This is a genomic window from Variovorax sp. GW822-FHT04E09 (genome assembly GCF_058800845.1).
The window spans coordinates 21,868-39,724 of the sequence record NZ_JBXAMR010000001.1 but is presented as its reverse complement, the minus strand read 5'-3'; the positions used below and the strand labels follow the sequence as shown (position 1 = coordinate 39,724).

General features: G+C 69.4%; 15 protein-coding genes. 7 read left to right on the top strand and 8 right to left on the bottom strand.

Translation table 11 applies throughout. The features are described from left to right. Window positions 1-25 precede the first annotated feature (25 nt). The 3 genes from tcuA to AC1RL8_RS00160 all read left to right on the top strand — a co-directional run bounded on the left by tcuA (window position 26) and on the right by AC1RL8_RS00160 (window position 5,055). Window positions 26-1,453: an FAD-dependent tricarballylate dehydrogenase TcuA gene (tcuA, locus tag AC1RL8_RS00170; RefSeq protein WP_492685466.1), complete on the top strand. Its 1,428-nt coding sequence runs from the start codon at window positions 26-28 to the stop codon at window positions 1,451-1,453. After that, on the top strand, window positions 1,437-2,675 hold the full coding sequence (tcuB, locus tag AC1RL8_RS00165) for a tricarballylate utilization 4Fe-4S protein TcuB (RefSeq protein WP_492685465.1): 1,239 nt from the start codon (window positions 1,437-1,439) through the stop codon (window positions 2,673-2,675). The genes tcuA and tcuB overlap by 17 nt, the downstream gene beginning before the upstream one ends. Window positions 2,676-2,775: 100 nt before the next feature. Continuing rightward, window positions 2,776-5,055 carry a glycoside hydrolase family 3 N-terminal domain-containing protein gene (locus tag AC1RL8_RS00160; protein WP_492685464.1) on the top strand — a complete coding sequence of 760 codons (2,280 nt, stop codon included), beginning with the start codon at window positions 2,776-2,778 and terminating at the stop codon, window positions 5,053-5,055. 273 nt (window positions 5,056-5,328) lie between these two features. On the opposite strand, the gene AC1RL8_RS00155 is transcribed toward AC1RL8_RS00160, so the two are convergent. The 6 genes from AC1RL8_RS00155 to AC1RL8_RS00130 form a co-directional block, all read right to left on the bottom strand. Continuing rightward, complete coding sequence (locus tag AC1RL8_RS00155; protein ID WP_492685463.1) at window positions 5,329-6,744, bottom strand: YadA family autotransporter adhesin; 1,416 nt, start codon at window positions 6,742-6,744, stop codon at window positions 5,329-5,331. 5 nt (window positions 6,745-6,749) lie between these two features. Further along, entirely contained in the window at window positions 6,750-9,002 is a 2,253-nt protein-coding gene (locus AC1RL8_RS00150) for a phosphocholine-specific phospholipase C (RefSeq protein ID WP_492685462.1), read from the bottom strand. 64 nt (window positions 9,003-9,066) lie between these two features. After that, window positions 9,067-9,255 carry a hypothetical protein gene (locus AC1RL8_RS00145; RefSeq protein ID WP_492685461.1) on the bottom strand — a complete coding sequence of 63 codons (189 nt, stop codon included), beginning with the start codon at window positions 9,253-9,255 and terminating at the stop codon, window positions 9,067-9,069. Window positions 9,256-9,402: 147 nt separating this feature from the next. After that, entirely contained in the window at window positions 9,403-10,401 is a 999-nt protein-coding gene (gene phnE, locus AC1RL8_RS00140; protein WP_492685460.1) for a phosphonate ABC transporter, permease protein PhnE, read from the bottom strand. Continuing rightward, window positions 10,398-11,198 carry a phosphonate ABC transporter ATP-binding protein gene (gene phnC, locus AC1RL8_RS00135; protein ID WP_492685459.1) on the bottom strand — a complete coding sequence of 267 codons (801 nt, stop codon included), beginning with the start codon at window positions 11,196-11,198 and terminating at the stop codon, window positions 10,398-10,400. Before phnC ends, phnE begins: the two co-directional genes overlap by 4 nt. An 8-nt stretch (window positions 11,199-11,206) precedes the next feature. Beyond that, complete coding sequence (locus AC1RL8_RS00130) at window positions 11,207-12,142, bottom strand: phosphate/phosphite/phosphonate ABC transporter substrate-binding protein (protein WP_070060360.1); 936 nt, start codon at window positions 12,140-12,142, stop codon at window positions 11,207-11,209. A 186-nt stretch (window positions 12,143-12,328) separates the two neighbouring features. Here AC1RL8_RS00130 and AC1RL8_RS00125 point away from each other — a divergent pair, with 186 nt between their 5' ends. Further along, window positions 12,329-13,204, top strand: coding sequence for an HAD-IIA family hydrolase (locus tag AC1RL8_RS00125; protein WP_492685458.1), 876 nt, complete (start codon window positions 12,329-12,331; stop codon window positions 13,202-13,204). Here the strand turns inward: AC1RL8_RS00125 and AC1RL8_RS00120 are convergent. Together AC1RL8_RS00120 and AC1RL8_RS00115 are read right to left on the bottom strand one after the other, a co-directional pair. Beyond that, window positions 13,141-14,061 (bottom strand): MurR/RpiR family transcriptional regulator, encoded by a 921-nt coding sequence (locus AC1RL8_RS00120; protein WP_174254369.1) that lies wholly within the window; start codon window positions 14,059-14,061, stop codon window positions 13,141-13,143. The genes AC1RL8_RS00125 and AC1RL8_RS00120 overlap by 64 nt on opposite strands. A gap of 10 nt (window positions 14,062-14,071) precedes the next feature. After that, window positions 14,072-15,037 carry a LysR family transcriptional regulator gene (locus AC1RL8_RS00115; protein ID WP_492685457.1) on the bottom strand — a complete coding sequence of 322 codons (966 nt, stop codon included), beginning with the start codon at window positions 15,035-15,037 and terminating at the stop codon, window positions 14,072-14,074. 106 nt (window positions 15,038-15,143) lie between these two features. Between AC1RL8_RS00115 and AC1RL8_RS00110 the strand changes: the two genes are divergently transcribed. The 3 genes from AC1RL8_RS00110 to AC1RL8_RS00100 are packed head-to-tail and all read left to right on the top strand — an operon-like array spanning window position 15,144 to window position 17,853. Then, window positions 15,144-16,145, top strand: coding sequence for a hydroxyacid dehydrogenase (locus tag AC1RL8_RS00110; protein ID WP_492685456.1), 1,002 nt, complete (start codon window positions 15,144-15,146; stop codon window positions 16,143-16,145). Next, on the top strand, window positions 16,142-16,834 hold the full coding sequence (locus AC1RL8_RS00105) for an RraA family protein (protein ID WP_492685455.1): 693 nt from the start codon (window positions 16,142-16,144) through the stop codon (window positions 16,832-16,834). The genes AC1RL8_RS00110 and AC1RL8_RS00105 overlap by 4 nt, the downstream gene beginning before the upstream one ends. Window positions 16,835-16,875: 41 nt before the next feature. Then, on the top strand, window positions 16,876-17,853 hold the full coding sequence (locus tag AC1RL8_RS00100; protein WP_492685454.1) for a Bug family tripartite tricarboxylate transporter substrate binding protein: 978 nt from the start codon (window positions 16,876-16,878) through the stop codon (window positions 17,851-17,853). Window positions 17,854-17,857 lie beyond the last annotated feature (4 nt).

Below are 17,857 nucleotides of genomic sequence, written 5' to 3'. Positions count from 1 at the left end.
TCCTGCATTCCAAGGAGACCCACGAGTGATAGACGTACTGGTTGTCGGTGGCGGCAATGCCGCGCTGTGCGCCGCGCTGATGGCGCGCGAAGCCGGCGCATCGGTGCTGCTGCTGGAGGCCTCGCCCAAAGCATGGCGCGGCGGCAATTCGCAGCACACCCGCAACCTGCGCTGCATGCACGACGCGCCGCAGGACGTGCTGGTCGAGGCCTACCCTGAAGAAGAGTACTGGCAAGACCTGCTGAAGGTGACCGGCGGTCTCACCGACGAGCACCTCGCCCGCCTCGTGATCCGCGCCTCGTCGAACTGCCGCGACTGGATGCGCCGCCACGGCGTGCGCTTCCAACCGCCGCTGTCGGGTGCGCTGCATGTGGCGCGCACCAACGCCTTCTTCATGGGCGGCGGCAAGGCGCTGGTGAACGCGTATTTCCGCAGCGCCGAGAAACTCGGCGTGCAGATCCGCTACGACACGCCCGTCGCCTCGGTCGAACGCGACGGCGAGCGCTTCGTCGCCGTGCGCACCGAGGCCGGCGAGCGCATCGCGGCCAGGAGCTGCGTGCTGGCCTCGGGCGGCTTCGAATCGAACCGCGAATGGCTGCGCGAGGCCTGGGGCCAGAACGAGCGCGGCGAATGGCCGGCCGACAACTTCCTCATCCGCGGCACGCGCTTCAACCAGGGCGTGCTGCTCAGGCACATGATCGACGCGGGTGCCGACAGCATCGGCGACCCGTCGCAGGGCCACATGGTGGCCATCGATGCGCGCGCACCGCTGTACGACGGCGGCATCTGCACGCGCATCGACTGCGTGTCGCTCGGCGTGGTGGTCAACCGCGACGCGCAGCGCTTCTACGACGAGGGCGAAGACTTCTGGCCCAAGCGCTATGCGATCTGGGGCCGCCTCGTGGCGCAGCAGCCGGGGCAGATCGCGTGGTCGGTCATCGACCAGCAGGCGGTCGGGCGCTTCATGCCGCCGGTGTTCCCCGGCACGCAGGCGGGCACGCTCGGCGAACTCGCGCAGAAGATCGGCCTGGACGAAGCCGCCTTCGTGCGCACCGTGCAGGACTACAACGCCGCCTGCCGCGTTGGCCGCTTCGACCACACGGCGCTGGACGACTGCCACACCGAGGGCATCGCGCCGGCAAAGACGCACTGGGCGCGCCCGATCGACACGGCGCCCTTCCATGCGTATCCGCTGCGCCCCGGCATCACCTTCACGTACCTGGGCCTCAAGGTGGACGAGACCGCCGCCGTGCGCTTCGGCGGCCGGCCGAGCCCCAACCTCTTCGTGGCCGGCGAGATGATGGCCGGCAACGTGCTCGGCCAGGGCTACACGGCCGGCGTGGGCATGAGCATCGGCACGGCCTTCGGGCGCATCGCCGGCACGCAGGCTGCGCGTGCGGCAAAGAACCATTCGAAGAATTCTCCGGAGACCGCCCTTGCAGCAGCTCACTGACCTCGTCGCACGCGCCCGTGCGGATGCCGATGGCATCGGCAGCACCCCGTCGCCATCGCAGCGCGTGATCCCGATCCAGCCCGCCCTGCCGCTCACTGCTTCCGAGGGCGAGGTCGCGCGCATCCTGCAGATCTGCAACGCCTGTCGCTACTGCGAAGGCTTCTGCGCCGTGTTCCCCGCCATGACGCGCCGGCTCGAATTCGGCAAGGCCGACACGCACTACCTTGCCAACCTGTGCCACAACTGCGGCGCCTGCCTGCATGCCTGCCAGTACGCACCGCCGCACGAGTTCGCCGTGAACGTGCCGCAGGCAATGGCGCAGGTGCGCTTGCAGACCTACCACGACTACGCCTGGCCGCCCGCGATGGGTGCGCTCTACAAGCGGGCCGGGCTCACCGTCGCATTGGCGCTGGCAGGCGGGCTCGCGCTGTTCCTCGTGCTGGCCGTGGCGATGTCGGGTTCGCTCCTGCACGCGCCGCTCGCGGGCAACTTCTACGCGATCTTTCCGCACAACTTCCTGGCACTGCTGTTCGGCGCGGTGTTCCTGTTCGTGATGTTCGCGCTGGCCATGGGCACGCGCCGCTTCTGGCGCGAGGTCTCGCCCGCGAACGCCCCGGGCAACGCGCCCGACCTGCCGGGCGTGCGCCGCGCAGCGAGCGCCGAAGCCGCGCACGACGCGCTGCGCCTGAAGTATCTCGATGGCGGCCATGGCGAAGGCTGCAACAACGCCGACGACCGCTTCACGCTCTGGCGCCGGCGCTTCCATCACTTCACCTTCTACGGCTTCATGTTGTGCTTCGCCTCCACCTGCGTGGCGACGCTGTACCACTACCTGTTCGACCTGCATGCGCCCTATGCGCTCACGAGCCTGCCCGTGCTGCTGGGCACCACGGGCGGCATCGGCCTCGTGATCGGCCCTGTCGGCCTGTTGTGGCTCAACCTGCGGCGCCACGCCGCGCACGGCGACGCGGCGCAGCGGCCGATGGACCGCGGCTTCATCGCGCTACTGCTGCTCACGAGCCTCACCGGACTGGCCCTGCTGGCCTGGCGCGACACGCGCTTCATGGCGCTGCTGCTGGCGGTGCACCTGGGCGTGGTGATGGCGCTCTTTCTCACGCTGCCCTACGGCAAGTTCGCGCACGGCATCTTCCGCTGCGCGGCGCTCCTGAAGTTCGCCATCGAGAAGCGACTGCCCAGCCGGTTGCGGCTGGGTGCGGACTGACCGGCACGGCCTGAAGGGGCCAGGGTCGGACAAGGCCCTACGCCCAGGGCGGAAACCCGCTGGCCGGGGCGAGCGGGCGTTGTCTGCAGAATAGGCGGCCATGCATGTTCGAAAAGCCGCCGTTCTCGCCCTCGTCCTGTCCGCCCTCTCCCTCCCCGCCATCGCGGCGTCCATTCCCAAAGACCTGAAGCCCTCCGGCGCCGCCGAAGCCCGCATCGAATCGCTGATCGCGCGCATGACGCTGCAGGAAAAGGCCGGCCAGCTCAGCCTCTACGGCCCGGCCGACATCAACACGCCGAACAACCCGCAGGCCGGCTGGCGCAACGGGCAGCAGGAGACCGAGGACGTGCGCAACGGGCGCCTCACGGGCCTGTTCAACAACGCCGGCCTCGAAGGCAAGCGGCGGCTGCAGCAGGTGGCGGTGCGCGAGTCGCGGCTGGGCATTCCGCTGATCTTCGGCGCCGACGTGATCCACGGCTTTCGCACCATCTTCCCGATGCCGCTGGCCGAGGCCTCGAGCTGGGAGCCCGCGCTGGCCGAGCGCACCGCGCGCGCGGCAGCGGTCGAGGCCACGGCCGACGGCTTTCGCTGGACCTTCGCGCCCATGGTCGACATCGCGCGCGATGCGCGCTGGGGCCGCGGCCTCGAAGGCGTGGGCGAAGACCCGTACCTGGCGCGCCAGTTCGCGGCGGCGCGCGTGCGCGGCTTCCAGGGCAGCAGCCTCGCGAACGCCGATTCGATGCTGGCCACGCCCAAGCACTTCGCGGCCTACGGCGCGGCCGAGGGCGGGCTCGACTACAACACGAGCGAAATCTCCGAACGCACGCTGCGCGAGGTCTACCTGCCGCCGTTTCGCGCAGCCCTCGATGCGGGCGCGCTGTCGGTCATGAGCGCCTTCAACGAGATCGGCGGCGTGCCCTCGACCGCCAACCCCGCGCTGCTCACCGGCGTGCTGCGCGACGAGTGGAAGTTCAAGGGCTTCGTGGTGTCGGACTACACGGCCGACGAAGAGCTCATCGAGCACGGCCACGCCGCCAACGGCCGCGAGGCCGCCAAGCTGGCCTTCATGGCGGGCACCGACGTGAGCATGCAAAGCGGCCTGTACATCCGCCACCTGCCTGACCTCGTGGCCTCGGGCGAGGTGCCGATGGCGCGGCTCGACGAGGCCGTGCGGCGCGTGCTGCGGGTCAAGCTCAAGCTCGGCCTTTTCGACGACCCGATGCGCGGCCTCGACGGTCCGCCGGCCGCGCAGCGCGTGGAGAACCCCGAGTTCATCGCGCTGGCCCGCGAGAGCGCGCGCCGTTCCATCGTGATGCTGAAGAACGAGGGCCAGCTGCTGCCACTCGCGAAAACCGGCCCGCAGAAGATCGCGCTGATCGGCCCCTTCGCCGAAGGCACGAAGGACCTGATGGGCTCCTGGAGCCTGTTCCCGGGCCAGTCCGCGCCCGTGGGCATCGACGAAGGCCTGCACGCCGCGCTGGGCACCGAGGCCTCGCGGTTGAGCGTCACGCGCGGTGCGAACGTCGAGTCGCCGCTGCCTGGCGGCATCGAGGCCGCCGTGGCCGCCGCGCGCGACGCCGACGTGGTGGTGCTGGCCATCGGCGAGAGCCAGAAGATGTCGGGCGAGTCGCGCTCGCGCAGCGACATCGGCCTGCCGCAGGCCCAGCAAGACCTGGCCGAAGCCGTGGCCGCCACGGGCAAACCGGTGGTCGTTCTGCTGAGCAACGGCCGCGCGATGGCGCTCAAGGGGGCGGTGCGCAACGCGCGCGCCATTCTCGTGACCTGGTTCCTCGGCGTGCAGACCGGCCACGCGATCGCCGACGTGGTGTTCGGCGACGCCAACCCCTCGGGCCGCCTGCCCGTGAGCTTTCCGCAGACTGCCGGCCAGGTGCCCTACTACTACGCCCACAAGCGCACCGGCCGCCCCTCGCCCGAGGGCGCGCCGGGCACGGCCTTCAAGACCCGCTACCTGGACGCCACGAACGAGGCGCTGTACCCCTTCGGCTTCGGCATCGGCTATGCGCCGGTGCGCTACGACCAGGTCGAGCTGAGCACGGACCGCCTCGCCATGGGCAAGACCTTGCGCGTGCGCGCGACCGTCACCAACACGGGGACGCGCGCGGCGGAAGAAGTGGTGCAGCTGTACCTGGCGCAGCGCGCCGCGAGCGTGACGCGGCCGGTGCGCGAGTTGAAGAATTTCCGCAAGGTGCGGATTGCGCCGGGCGCTTCGGAGGTGGTCGAGTTCAATGTCGGCAATGACGACCTGCAGTTTCTGGGGCGGGACATGAAGCCTGTTGTCGAACCGGGTGAGTTCGACTTGTGGGTTGCGCCTTCGGCTGCGGATGGGATTCGCAAGCGCTTCGTTCTCACGCGGGAGTGAAATCTTCAGGGCACGTGCACAGGCCACCGGGTACTTCCCTCCGCGAATGTCCCCCGGGGCTGCGCCTCACGCCCTCCTCCTTGGTTTCGCTGCGGGAAGCACCCAGTGTCCTGCGCACACCGAGCGCTGTCGTCGTGCGGGCCGATCAACGACCGCACTGATGACGATCACGTCGATGGGGTGCCTTGCGCAGCGAAATCAAGGAGGAGCCGAAGGCGGGGGACATTCGCGGAGCAAGGCACCCCGTCGGCGGGATCGTCGCCCTGAACAAGCTCAGTCGAACACCCCCGTGAACGCCACCCGGCTCACTACGCCCGAACTGCTCGCACCCACCCCCAGCGTCACGCTGTAGCGCCCATCCTGCGAGGTCCGGCGAATCGATCCCCCCATCGCGCTTTCACTGCGGAAGTTGCCCAGCCCCACGGCGTAGCTGATCTTCCCCGGCACGACAGGCGCAGCCTCCATGGCAGCAACGCCTGCGATGCCCGCATAGGCACGCCGCGCGTTCTCATCCATCTGGCTTTGCAGACGCGCGGCCGTGAAGTCGGTGTAGGCCTTGCCCAGCGGCAGGCCCTGCGCGGCGACGGTGTCGGTGTACGCATTGGCCGCGCTCACGCCCTGCTGCACCATGCCCTGCACCTGGCCCACGTTGGTCGCGTCGTCGGGCGCGCTGCCGGGCGCCACGCCGGTGAGCTGGCGGTTGCCCAGCGCCACCTCGCCAGCCGACGACTGCAGCCCGCTCATGCCCACGGCCACGTAGTTCGACTGCGCGCCGCGCGTGGTCGTGCTGCCCGCGCCGAGCGCCACGCTGTTGGCGTGAGAAGCCGATGCGTTGCTGCCAAGGGCAATGGCGTTGTCGGCACTCGCGCGCGCGGCGCTGCCCAGCGAGATCGCCTGGTTCGCGTTGACGTACACGCCGGCGTCGGCACCGATCGCGATGTTGCCGCTGCCCATGACGTTCTGGCCCGCGCCACTGCCCTGCGCGATGTTGTGGCTGCCCACCACGCCCTGGCCGGCCGCCGTGCCCAGCGCCAGGTTCTGGTTGCCCTGCACGCCGCCGCCCGCGGCCTGGCCCATGGCCACGTTGTTGCTGCCCGCCACCTGCGCGCCGGCCATCTGCCCCGAGGCCTGGTTGCCCGAGCCGGTGACGCCGCTGCCCGCGCCCTGCCCCGTGGCCAGGTTGTTGCTGCCGGTCACGTTGCGGCCCGCGTCGCCGCCGTAGGCCTTGTTGGCGTTGCCGGTCACGTTGCGCCCGGCGTTGCTGCCGTAGGCCTCGTTGCCGTTGCCCTTCACATCGGTGCCGGCCCAGAAGCCGACAGCGTTGTTGTAGTCGCCGGTCACGTTCTGGCCCGCGCTGCGGCCCATCGACTGGTTCCAGCCGCCGACCACGTTGGTGCCCGCGTAGTAGCCGATGGCCTGGTTGGCGTTCTTGCCCGACACGCCGGTGCCGGCGCCCTCGCCGATGGCCAGGTTCCAGTTGGTGCTGACGTTGTTGCCCGCGCCCTTGCCGAAGGCCAGGTCGTTGCTGCCCGTGACGCCGGTGGTGCCGGCCTTGTCGCCGATGCCCAGGTTGCCCTTGGCCGGGTCCCAGGTGATTGGCTGGGCCGAGGCGATGCCCATGCCGGCGACCGAGCCGAGGGCCACGGCCAGCCCGAGCAGGGTATGCGTGCTGTTGTTCTTGCGCTTCATGACGCTCAGGCCTTCAGGTGCAGGGCCATCGCCGGATCGCTCACGCCGGGCTTGCCGGTCTCGACGCGGCCCGCGAAGCGGCGCTCGGTGTGCCCGGCGCTGACGGTGAAGTCGTACCAGTAGCCGCTCTTGTCCAGGCTCCAGTGCAGCATGCCGGTGGCGCCCGGCGCGACCTCGAGCGTCCAGGGGCCGTCGTTGCGGTACGCGTTGGCCGTCACCGTGACCTTGCCGGCCGCCTTGCCGTTGTTGTGCACCTTCAGGTAGACCTGCCCGTCGACCGGCTCGTAGCAGACCTGCACCTCGGGCTTGAAGCCGGCGGTGTCGAAGGCCAGTGCGTCGCCCTGGAAGCTGCGCACGTAGCCATTGGTGCTGTACACCCACAGGTCGTACTTGCCGCTGTCGCTGGCGCCGGTGTTCCAGTAGTCGGCCAGCTGCTTGCCGGCTTCGACCGTGTAGCGGCGCGGGATGCGGTCCAGGTGCAGCTTGTCGTACACATGGAACACGGCGCCCTGCGTGCCGGAGTTCGCGAACACCAGCTGCACGAGGCCGCGCGGCTCGACGCGTGCGCTGGTGTGCAGCTCGTAGGGCAGCGCGCGCGAGAAGCGCGTGCCGGTCTCCTGGTACAGCGGCTGCGGCGTGGCGGGGGCGTTCCTCACGGGGGCCGTGGGCAGCAGCCGCTGCGCCGCATTGATCGCAGGGAAGTTGCTCGTGTCGGGCAGCTTGGGAACGACCGGGTCGTTCGGGCTCACGAAGTCGAAGCAGGTCGTGAGGTCGCCGCACACGGCGCGGTGCCACGGGCTGATCGCATCCACGGTGATGTCGAAGCGCTTCTCGAGGAAGCGGCCGACCGAGGTGTGGTCGAACACCTGCGAGTTGACCCAGCCGCCCTTGCTCCACGGCGACACCACGTACATCGGCACGCGCGAGCTCAGGCCCCAGGGGCGGATCTTGCCGGTGGTGGTGTTGTCGGCGGCGGCCAGGTAGCTGCCCACCGAGGCGTCGAAGTACTCGCCCTCCAGCGGCACGGTCGACTCGCCCATGAGCGTGCCGTTGGCGTCGTACGAGGGCACGGCCGGCATGGCCAGGTGGTCGAAGAAACCGTCGTTCTCGTCGAAGGTCACGAACAGCGCGGTCTTGCTCCACACGGCCGGGTTGGACGTGAGCGCGTCCAGCACGTCGGCGATGAAGTCGGCGGCGCCGGCCGTGCCTTCGCTGCTGCCGGGGTGCTCGGCCAGCGCCTGCGTGGGCAGCACCCACGAGACGTCCGGCAATTTGCCCGTCATCACGTCCTGCTTGAGCTGGGCCAGGAAGTTGGTGGCGCCGTCGGCCGTGTCGGGGCCGCCCGTGAGGCCGTGCTCATAGATCGGCGAGCCCGGCTGCGCGGTGCGGAAGCTCTCGAAGGCCAGGCAGCCGTGCATGGCGCCCGTCCAGTTGTTGTTCATGTTCTGGTAGATGTGCCAGCTGACGCCCTTCTTCTCTAGCAGGTCGGGCAGCGTGTCCCACTTGAAGGCGTTGTTGACGTACTTGTAGTTGTAGTCGCCCGTGATCGGGTCTTTCTGGCCGGAGCCGTCGGCCTCCTGCGGGCGGTTTGCCACCCAGTTGGACGGCTTGGGCCAGCAGCGCGAGTTCACCGGTTCGGAGTCGGTGTCGGTGCTGTTGATGCCCTTCTTGCGCAGCTCCGGGTTGAAGTTGGAGCCCGACCAGAACACGATGCGGTTGGGGTCGGTGCCGGTGAGGATGGAGCAGTGGTAGCCATCGCACACCGTGAAGGCATCGGCCAGCGCGAACTGGAACGGGATGTCTTCGCGCAGGTAGTAGCCCATCGTGGCCTGGTTCTTGAACTGGATCCAGCGGTCCATCTTTCCCTGGTTCCATGCGGCTTGCTGGTCGGGAAAGTTGTGCGGCGTGCCCGAGCCGATCAGCGCATTGGCAATCGTCGAATCGCGGCGGAACGGCGGAATCTCCGCGCCGCCCGCGGGGTTCGACTGGAAGTACACCGACTTGCCGTTGGCCAGCGGAATCGGAAAGCGGTCGCCGAAACCGCGCACGCCGCGCAGCGTGCCGAAGTAGTGGTCGAAGCTGCGGTTCTCCTGCATCAGGATCACGACGTGCTTGATGTCCTTGATGGTGCCGGTGTCGACCGCGGCCTCGACGGCGAGCGCCTTGCGGATCGTGGGCGGCAAGAGGGTGAGGGCCGATGCCGCGCCGACGGCACCGGCCGACTTGCGGAAGAAATCGCGACGGTTGGAGGGGTTCATGGGGTGTCTTTCAACGCGAGGACAGAACAGAAGAAATGGAAGGCGTGTGGATGAAGCGCGCAGCTCAGGGCGCGCACTTCAGCGCCGGCGTCGGGCCGGGTGGCTCCGGCGTGGTGGTCGGGGGCGTGGGGCCGGTGGGCGGCAGCACCGGCAGGCCGCCGCCACCGCCGCTTCCGCCGCCGCATGCGGCGAGGCTCAGGCACAGGAGAAAGCCCGCCGCAGCGAGGCCATACCGGGAAGAACGTGAGGTCATGAAGGTGTCCTTTTCTGGATCGAAGGGGCGTGGAAGGAAAAGCAAGGCGAAGCCGGGCCGTGCAGGCCTCGAAGGGCTTGCACCGGAACGGGAAGAAACGGGGAGAACTCGGGTGCCCGAAGTGGGCGGATGGGTGGGTGTCAGCGCTCAGGCATAGCGGCTGCGCAGCCGGGCTGCGACCCTGTCGAGCACGAGCACCGTGAGGAAGATCGCGATCAGGATCGTTCCAACGTGCGCGTAGTTGTACATGTCGTAGCGGCCCTTCAGCTCCTGGCCGATGCCGCCCGCGCCCACCAGCCCCACCACGGTGGCCATGCGCACGTTGCGGTCGAGGATGTACAGCGTGTAGGCAATGAACTGCGGCATCACCTGCGGCAGCACCGCGAAGCGCATCACCTTCAGCTTGCTGGCGCCGATGGCACGCAGCGCTTCCTGCGGCTTGTCGTCGGCGGTCTCGATGTCTTCGGCGTAGAACTTGCCAAGGAAGCCCGCCGAATGCAGTGCCAATGCGAGCACGCCGGCGATGGGACCGAAGCCGTAGGCCAGCACCAGGAACAGCGCGCTCACCAGCTCGGGCACTGCGCGGAACATGCCGACCACGCCACGCGCCAGCGTGTAGACGGCGCGGTTCGGCGTGTAGTTCTTCGCGCTGCACCAGGCCAGCGGCGCGCTCAGCACGATGGCCAGCAGCGTCGCCCAGATGGCGATCTCGAAGGTCTCTAGCATCTTCACCGCCACATGCCAGAGGTAGCCGAAGGGCTCGACCAGCACTTCGCGCCGGTCGACCACCTCTTCCATCTGCAGCGTCTGCGGGTTGAGCTTGGGCTGGCGCGACTCCTCGGTCTCGACATGCGAGAACCACGGCAGCCGCTCGCGATCGAAGCCTTCGATGCGCGACACCTCGGTGCGCTCCGACACCTGCGGCGGAAAGAGCGACTTGGCGATGGTGCCCAGGCCCGACAGCACCTGCGACTGCTCGCGCAGGCCGACGGCCGCGAGCACGCCCTCGCCCGTGAGCGACAGCATGCGGCCCATTTCGACGCGCTGGCCGGCGAAGAAGCCGACCACCACCACGAGCAGCAGCACGGCGAGGCTGCGGACGCCGAAGGGGCGCGGCAGGTCCCAGGCGGATGCGGGGCGGCTCATGGCACCAGCTCCAGCGCGCCGGCATGCAGCGGCAACGGTGCTTCGGGCGCGGGCCGCGCGGGCGCCGGCGTGCGGCCATAGACCGCATCGAACACCTTCGGGTCGAAGGCCGCGGGCGCGCCGTCGAACACCACCGCGCCGTGGCGCAGCGCGACGATGCGGTCGGCGAACTCGCAGGCCAGCTCGATCTGGTGCAGGCTGCACAGCACGGTGGTGCCGCGCTCGCGGGCCTGCGTGCGCAGCAGCGACAGCACGTCGTGGCTGGTCTGCGGGTCGAGGCTGGCCACGGGTTCGTCGGCCAGCACCAGCGGCGGCTCGAGCATGAAGGCGCGCGCGATGCCCACGCGCTGCTGCTGGCCGCCCGAGAGTTCGCTCACGCGGCGCAGCAGGTGCTGCTCCTGCAGCCCGACCGATTCGATCAGCGCGCAGGCCTTGGCGCGCTGCGCCTCGGTGAACAGCCCGAGCAGCGCGCGCCACGTCGGCACCGCGGGCAGCGCGCCGGCCAGCACGTTGTCAGCCACGGTGGAACGCAGCACCAGGTTGAACTGCTGGTGGATCATGCCGATGCGCGGGCGGATGCGGGCCAGCGAGTGGGCGGCGATCTGCACGCCCTCGACCTGCACCGCGCCCTGCGTGGGTTTGACCAGCCCGTTGGCCATGCGCAGCAGCGTCGACTTGCCCGCGCCCGAGGCGCCCAGCACCACGCAGAACTGCCCCGCCGGCACCTGCAGCGACACGCCGTCGAGCGCGCGCGTGCCGTCGGCGTAGTGCATGGCGACCGATTCGAAATTCAGCATGGCGACGCTCAACGCTCGGCGGACTTGGCGAGGATGCGGCCCTTGAGCTCGTCGGTCAGCAGGCCGAGCTTCTCGGCGGCGACGTTGAACTCGGCTTCCGAGAACTTGGTGTCGTAGCCGTCGATCTTGCCGCCGCCGTAGCCGCGGATCATGTCGGGCGTGACGCCGGGGGCCTTGTTCACGGTCTGGAAGGCATCTTTCAGCTTCGCCTTCAGCGGCTCGGGCAGCTTCGAGTTGAGCGCCAGCGGCGGGTACGGAATGGGCATGCTGCGTGCCACCACCTTCACCGTCTTCGGATCGACCACGCCCTGCTTCACGGCCTTCTCGTAGGAGTCGAACGAGAGCGAGGCCACGTCGACCTGGTCCTGCACCAGCGCGGCCAGGCTGCTGGCGTGGCTGCCGGTCATGCGGATGGCGCCGAGGTCCTTGGCCGGGTCCATGCCGGCGTCGAGCAGCATCGCGACCTGGAAGGTGAAACTCGAGGCCGAGTTGACGTCGCCGAAGGCCACGCGCTTGCCCTTGAGGTCCTTGACCGAGGCGATGGGCGCGTTGGCCTTGGCGAACATGCCCGCGTAGTAGACCGAGGCGCCCTTCTCCACGCCCACGGCCAACAGCTGCGCGCAGCCGCGCTTGTTCGCCTGCACATACGACACGGGGCCGAAGAAGGCGATGTCGGCGAGCTGGTTGCACATGCCCTCGACCACCGCGCCGTACGACTGGCCGACCTTGAGGTCGAAGTTCAGGCCGGTGCTGCGCGTGATGGCGTTGAACACCGGCGCGTAGTCGGCCTTGGTGCCCGACTCGGTGCCGCCGTCGGCCGGGATCAGCAGCACGCGCAGCGGCCGCTCGCGCGAGCCGTCGGCCACCGATTGGGCCTGCGCCGCCAGCGGCAGCGCGGCAGTCAGCGAGAGGGCGGCGGCCGCAAGGGCCAGGAGCTTTTTCATGGTCGGTTCCTTCGTTTGGAAAGCGGTGGGCGTGCGGTTGCAACGCCCCGATGAAGAGAACTTTAGGAGCCGCAGATGACAGGGAAATGAAATAAGCTCATTTCAAAATTCAAATATCACTGAGCAATATTCAATAGAATCCGCCGCCACGGCCGAGCCCCAAGACGGCCCCACTCCCGGAGATCCATGAGCACGCATCACACGACAACAGGGACCATGAACAGCAGCGGCATCCAGGCGCTGGCGCAGGCCCGCCACCTGCTGGTCGACCTCGACGGCACGCTGGTGCGCCAGCAGGAAGCCATCGATGGCGCGGCCCGCCTGCTGGCGCACTTCCACGACCGCTACGCCATCGTGTCCAACAACTCCACACACACGGCGCAGGGCCTGTCGGTGCGGCTGCGCAAGCTGGGCCTGCGCGTGCCGCCCGAGCGCATCGTGCTGGCCGGCGAACTCGCGGTGCGCCAGCTGGCACAACAGCATCCGCAGGCGCGCGTGCTGCTGGCCGCCAGCGCTGCCCTGCAGCGCTACGCGCGCGCGCAGGGCTGCCGGCTGGTGTCCGCGGAGGCCGAAGCCGACGTCGTGCTGCTCGCACTCGACATGCACTTCAGCCACGCGCGCCTGTCGGTCATCGCGAACGCACTGCGGCGCGGCGCCAGGCTGATGGTGACCAATGCCGACGCCACGCACCCGGGCCCGCACGGCCGCGTGGTGCCCGAGACCGGCGCGCTGCTCGCGGCCGTGGTCGCGGCCAGCGGCGTGCAGCCGTGGTGCGTGGTCGGCAAGCCCGCGCCGCTGCTGTTCGAGGAAGGCCTGCGCCGCCTCGGCGCGCACGCCAGGCGCACGGTGGTGGTCGGCGACAACCCGCTGACCGACGGCGAAGGCGCCGCGCGGCTCGGCTTGGCCTGCGTGCTGGTGGGTGAATCGCCGGGGGCGGTGGCGCCCACGGTGGCCGGGCTGCTCGCGCCGCCCGTCTCAGAAGCAGTGGAACCTGCGCCTCAGTACCGCTTGAGCGAGAGCACGTCGAAGGTCTGGCGCAGCGTGCGCACCGAGGTGTCGTAGTCCGACAGCGCCAGACAGGCGATCAGCACGTCGATGATCGCCAGCTGCGCGAGCCGGCTCGTCATCGCCTCGGTGCGGAAGTTGGTTTCGCGCGCCATGGTGAACAGCAGCACATCGGCAAAGGCCTGGATCGGCGACTTGCCGAAGTTGGTGATGCACACCGTGGCCGCGCCCGCCTCCTTCGCGAGGCGCGTGGCCGTCACCGTCTCGTGCGTGCTGCCCGAGTGCGAAATCGTCAGCACCGCCGTCTTCGCATTCGTGAGCGAGGCGCTGATGGCCTGCACGTGCGAATCGACCACCACCTTGGCATTGAGGCCGATGCGCAGCATGCGGTAGTGCGCGTCCTCGGCGATGGTGGCCGAGCTGCCGATGCCGTAGATCTCGATGCGCTCGGCCTTGCGAAACAGCTGCACCGCGCGCTCCATCGCCTTCGCGTCGAGCATCGACTGCGTGTCGTGCAGCGTCTGCACGTTGCTCTGGAAGATCTTGCGGATGACCGCGTCCGCCTTGTCCTGCGGGTCGAGGTCTTCGTGGATGAACTGCACCGGCCGCACGATCTCCTGCGCCAGCGCGATCTTGATCTGCTGGAAGCCCGTGGCACCCAGGTTCTTGCACAGGCCGACGATGCTGCCCTCGCTCGAACCGGTGCGCTCGGCCACCTCGCTCACCGACATGTGGACCACCTCGCGCGGGTTCTTCACGATGAAGTCGGCGATGCGCTGGCCCACGGGGCCCAGCGAGGACCAGAGGGTTTCGATACGCGCCAGCACCGCCGAGACCTGGCCGTCGGGCACCTCGGGCGGCGGTGCGCCGGTGGCCTTGGTGCTGGCGGGTCGGGAGGGGCTGTTGCGCTTCATGGCCACAAGCTTACCCGCGCCCGATGGCGCTTTTGTGCCGTACAGCGGCTGGAGCCTGGCCCGACAGCGCCGACGAAAAAAGCTGCGCCCCTTCGCTGCGCAGCAAGGTCACGAGGCGCCGCGCCGCCGGCGACAGGTAGCCCTCCTTGCGGTACGTGACGCCCAGGTGGCGGCGCAGCGTGGTCTCCTTGAGCGGCACTTCGCGCAGCGTGCCTTCGCGCCCAGGCGCACCGAGCGTGTGGCGTGACAGGAAGCTCAGCAGGTCGGTGCGCGAGATCAGGCGCGGCAGCAGCGGGATCGAGTTCGCGTTGACCTGCACCGCAGGCAGCGGCAGCCCGCGCGACTGAAACGCCGCGTCGAGCCACTGGCGGCTGGGAATGGGGTCGGCGGGCAGCACCCAGCGCCATTGCAGGAGCGACTTCATCGTGATCTTCGGCAGCTCGAACACGGGGTGCTGCGGGCTGGCGGCGACCACCACCACATCCTCGACGATGGAATGCGTGACGAAGGCCGGATCGTGCTCGGGCATGAGGCCGATCAAGAGGTCGATGGCGCCTTCGCGCAGCCGCTCGCGCAGCGCCATGCTGGGCGCGACGGTGATGTCGATGCGGGTGTCGCCGGCCTCGGCCAGCAGCAGATTGCACACCTCGGGCAGCACATGGTCGGCCGCAATGGGCCCGCTGCCGATGCGCACATGGCCCGCGTTGCCCTTGGCGAAATCGCTCACTTCGCGCAGCGCCTCCTCGGTGGCGCCGCGCAGCAGCCGGGCACGCGCCAGCAGCACCTCGCCCACCGCCGTGAGCTGGATGCCCCGGCCCTTGCGCTCGAACAGCGCGCTGCCGAAGGCCTCCTCGAGCCGCTGCACCGCCTTGGTCAGCGCGGGCTGCGTGCGCCCGAGCTTGTCGGCGGCCTGGCCCAGGTGGCCGGTGTCGGCGACCACCTCGAAATATTTCAGGTCGCGCAACTGGATGTCCATTCATAGCTCCGAGGAATCGTTGAATGAACATTATCGATTGGACGGAATGAATGGTGATTTCCACAATCCAGCTCATACCGACCCTCGAACGACCCTCTCTCTCTCCATGAACCCCACTGTCCTGGTCACTGCGCCACGGCTTGCCAAGGCCGGCGCCGACCTTCTCGCCGAAGCCGGCGCCCGCGTCATCTACCTTGCGAATGCAGACAGCGTTGAAGAAGTCGAGCGCGTGATGGCGAGCGAACCCATCGACGCCGTCATCTCGCGCACCGTGCAACTGTCGGCCCTCGCCATCGCTTCGTGCCCCACGCTGAAGGTGATTTCAAAGCACGGCGTGGGCGTGAGCAACATCGACGTCGAGGCCGCTACTGCGCGCGGCATTCCGGTCTACGTCACGCCCGGCGCCAACGCGCAGTCGGTCGCCGAGATGACGCTCGGCCTGATGCTCGCCGCCGCCCGCCGCATCGGCTGGATGGACCGCGAACTGCACGACGGCCGCTGGTCGCGCGCACAAGACGGCGTGGAGCTGCACGGCAAGACGCTGGGCCTGGTCGGCTTCGGCCAGATCGGCCAGCGCGTGGCCCGGGTCGGCCTCGCGCTCGGCATGCAGGTGGCCGCGTTCGACCCGGCCCTCGGCGAAGGCCCGAGCCCAGTGGCCGGCGTGCGCCTGCTGCCTTCGTTCGATGCGCTGCTGCCGCTGAGCGATGTGCTCAGCCTGCACGTGCCGCTCAACCGACACACGCGCCAGATGCTCGGCGCCGCGCAGCTTGCGGCGCTGCCGCGCGGCGCGATCGTCGTCAACACGGCGCGCGGCGAGGTGATCGACGAACCCGCGCTCATCGCGGCGCTGCAATGCGGCCAGCTGTACGCGGCCGGCCTCGACACCATGGCCGACGAACCCCTGCCCGCCGGCAGCCCGCTGGCCGCCCTGCCCAACGTGGTGCTCACGCCGCATGTCGGCGGCTCCACGCCCGCGGCGCTCGCGGGCATGGCCAGCGGCGCCGCACGCAACGTGCTGGGCTGGCTGCAAGGCTGTCCGGTCGATCCTTCGGCTTGCGTGAACCCGCAGGTCCTGTCTTCCCCCCTTCTGCACGGAATCACCGCATGACCGCCCCGCTCTCCTGGCCGTCCGGCTACCGCATCAACCCGCGCGCGTCCGGCCCAGACGCCGCCCTCGTCGACGCTTTCCGCACGCTGCCCGTGGCCGCCATCGGCGATGCGATGAGCCGCAATGTCGGCACCGTCGGGCTGCGCCAGTACCACGCGCGACTCGACACGGTGCTGTGCGGCCCCGCCGTCACCGTGCGCGTGCGGCCCGGCGACAACCTGATGATCCACAAGGCGCTGATGATGGTCGCGCCGGGCGACGTGCTCGTGATCGACGGCGGCGGCGACGTCACGCAGGCGCTGGTCGGCGGCCTGATGCGCACCACCTGCATCGCGCGCCAGCTGGCGGGCCTCGTCATCGACGGCGCGGTGCGCGACCTGTGCGAATGGGCCGAAGACGGCATGCCGATCTTCGCGCGAGGCCACACGCACCGCGGGCCGAGCAAGGACGGCCCCGGTGAGGTGAACGTGCCCGTCTCGTGCGCGGGCCTGGTCGTGATGCCGGGCGACCTCGTGGTGGGCGACGCCGACGGCGTCATCGCGGTGCCGGCCGCCGAAGCGGCCGACGTGCTCGAGAAGACGCGGGCCCACCTGGCGCGCGAAGCAAAGATCCGCGAGACCAACCGCACCGGCACCGCCGACCCCGAGCGCTTCGACGCCGTGCTGCGCGCCAAGGGCCTGCCGGTCTGAACGGCAGCCACGAGATCACAAGAACCCCCAGGAGACAAGACATGAACCGAAGAGACTTTCTGCAGACCACCGCCTTCGCATCCATCGCCCAAACGGCGGGCATGGCCTACGCGCAAGGCGATTGGCCGCAACGCCCCGTGAAGCTGGTGGTGCCCTTCACGCCCGGCGGCGGCACCGACGCGACCTCGCGCCTGATTGCCGAACGCCTCACCTCGCTCGAGCGCTGGACCGTCGTCGTCGACAACAAGCCCGGCGCGGCCGGCAACATCGGCCTCGACGCCGTGGCCAAGGCCACGCCCGACGGCTACACGATCGGCATGGGGCAAACGTCGAACCTCACGATCAACCCCTGGCTCTATTCGAAGATGCCCTTCGAGGCGCTGAAAGACTTTTCGCCCATCGCCGAAGTGGCCTCGCAACCCGTCGTGCTCGCCGTGCGCGCGGACTCGCCGCTGCGCACGCTGGCCGACTTCATCAAAGCCGCGAAGGCGAAGCCGGGCGAGTTCAGCATCGCGCAGGCCGGCAACGGCACCGTGGGGCACCTGGCCGGCGAAATGCTGGCGCGCCGCGCGGGCATCAAGCTCATGCAGGTGCCCTACAAGGGCGCAGGCCCGGCCATGAACGACCTGATCAGCGGGCAGATCGCGCTGTACTTCGGCAGCAGCGTTTCGGTGATGTCGCAGCTGTCGAACGGCCGCGCCCGCGCGCTGGCCGTCACCTCGGCCAAGCGCCTGCCCGCACTGCCGAACGTGCCCACCGTGGCCGAACAGGGTTTCGCGGGCTTCGAGGCCACGACCTGGGTCGGCCTCGTCGGACCGGTAGGGTTGCCCGCCGACGTGGTCAACCGCATCAACGCTGCGGTCGTAAAGACGGTGGCACGCAAGGACGTGCAGGACAAGCTCGCGCAGGAAGGCAGCGTGCCCGCCAGCGGCACGCCGCAGCAGTTCGACGCCTACATCCGCGCCGAGCACGCCAAGTGGGGCGCGCTGATCCGCGAAGCCGACATCAAGCTGGACTGAGCCG

Bases quoted from the DNA above. Each gene is read 5' to 3' on its own strand.
- AC1RL8_RS00160 (WP_492685464.1), top strand. From the start codon at position 2,776: ATGCATGTTCGAAAAGCCGCCGTTCTCGCCCTCGTCCTGTCCGCCCTC.
- AC1RL8_RS00155 (WP_492685463.1), bottom strand. From the start codon at position 6,744: ATGAAGCGCAAGAACAACAGCACGCATACCCTGCTCGGGCTGGCCGTG.
- AC1RL8_RS00150 (WP_492685462.1), bottom strand. From the start codon at position 9,002: ATGAACCCCTCCAACCGTCGCGATTTCTTCCGCAAGTCGGCCGGTGCC.
- AC1RL8_RS00145 (WP_492685461.1), bottom strand. From the start codon at position 9,255: ATGACCTCACGTTCTTCCCGGTATGGCCTCGCTGCGGCGGGCTTTCTC.
- phnE (WP_492685460.1), bottom strand. From the start codon at position 10,401: ATGAGCCGCCCCGCATCCGCCTGGGACCTGCCGCGCCCCTTCGGCGTC.
- phnC (WP_492685459.1), bottom strand. From the start codon at position 11,198: ATGCTGAATTTCGAATCGGTCGCCATGCACTACGCCGACGGCACGCGC.
- AC1RL8_RS00130 (WP_070060360.1), bottom strand. From the start codon at position 12,142: ATGAAAAAGCTCCTGGCCCTTGCGGCCGCCGCCCTCTCGCTGACTGCC.
- AC1RL8_RS00125 (WP_492685458.1), top strand. From the start codon at position 12,329: ATGAGCACGCATCACACGACAACAGGGACCATGAACAGCAGCGGCATC.
- AC1RL8_RS00120 (WP_174254369.1), bottom strand. From the start codon at position 14,061: ATGAAGCGCAACAGCCCCTCCCGACCCGCCAGCACCAAGGCCACCGGC.
- AC1RL8_RS00115 (WP_492685457.1), bottom strand. From the start codon at position 15,037: ATGGACATCCAGTTGCGCGACCTGAAATATTTCGAGGTGGTCGCCGAC.
- AC1RL8_RS00110 (WP_492685456.1), top strand. From the start codon at position 15,144: ATGAACCCCACTGTCCTGGTCACTGCGCCACGGCTTGCCAAGGCCGGC.
- AC1RL8_RS00105 (WP_492685455.1), top strand. From the start codon at position 16,142: ATGACCGCCCCGCTCTCCTGGCCGTCCGGCTACCGCATCAACCCGCGC.
- AC1RL8_RS00100 (WP_492685454.1), top strand. From the start codon at position 16,876: ATGAACCGAAGAGACTTTCTGCAGACCACCGCCTTCGCATCCATCGCC.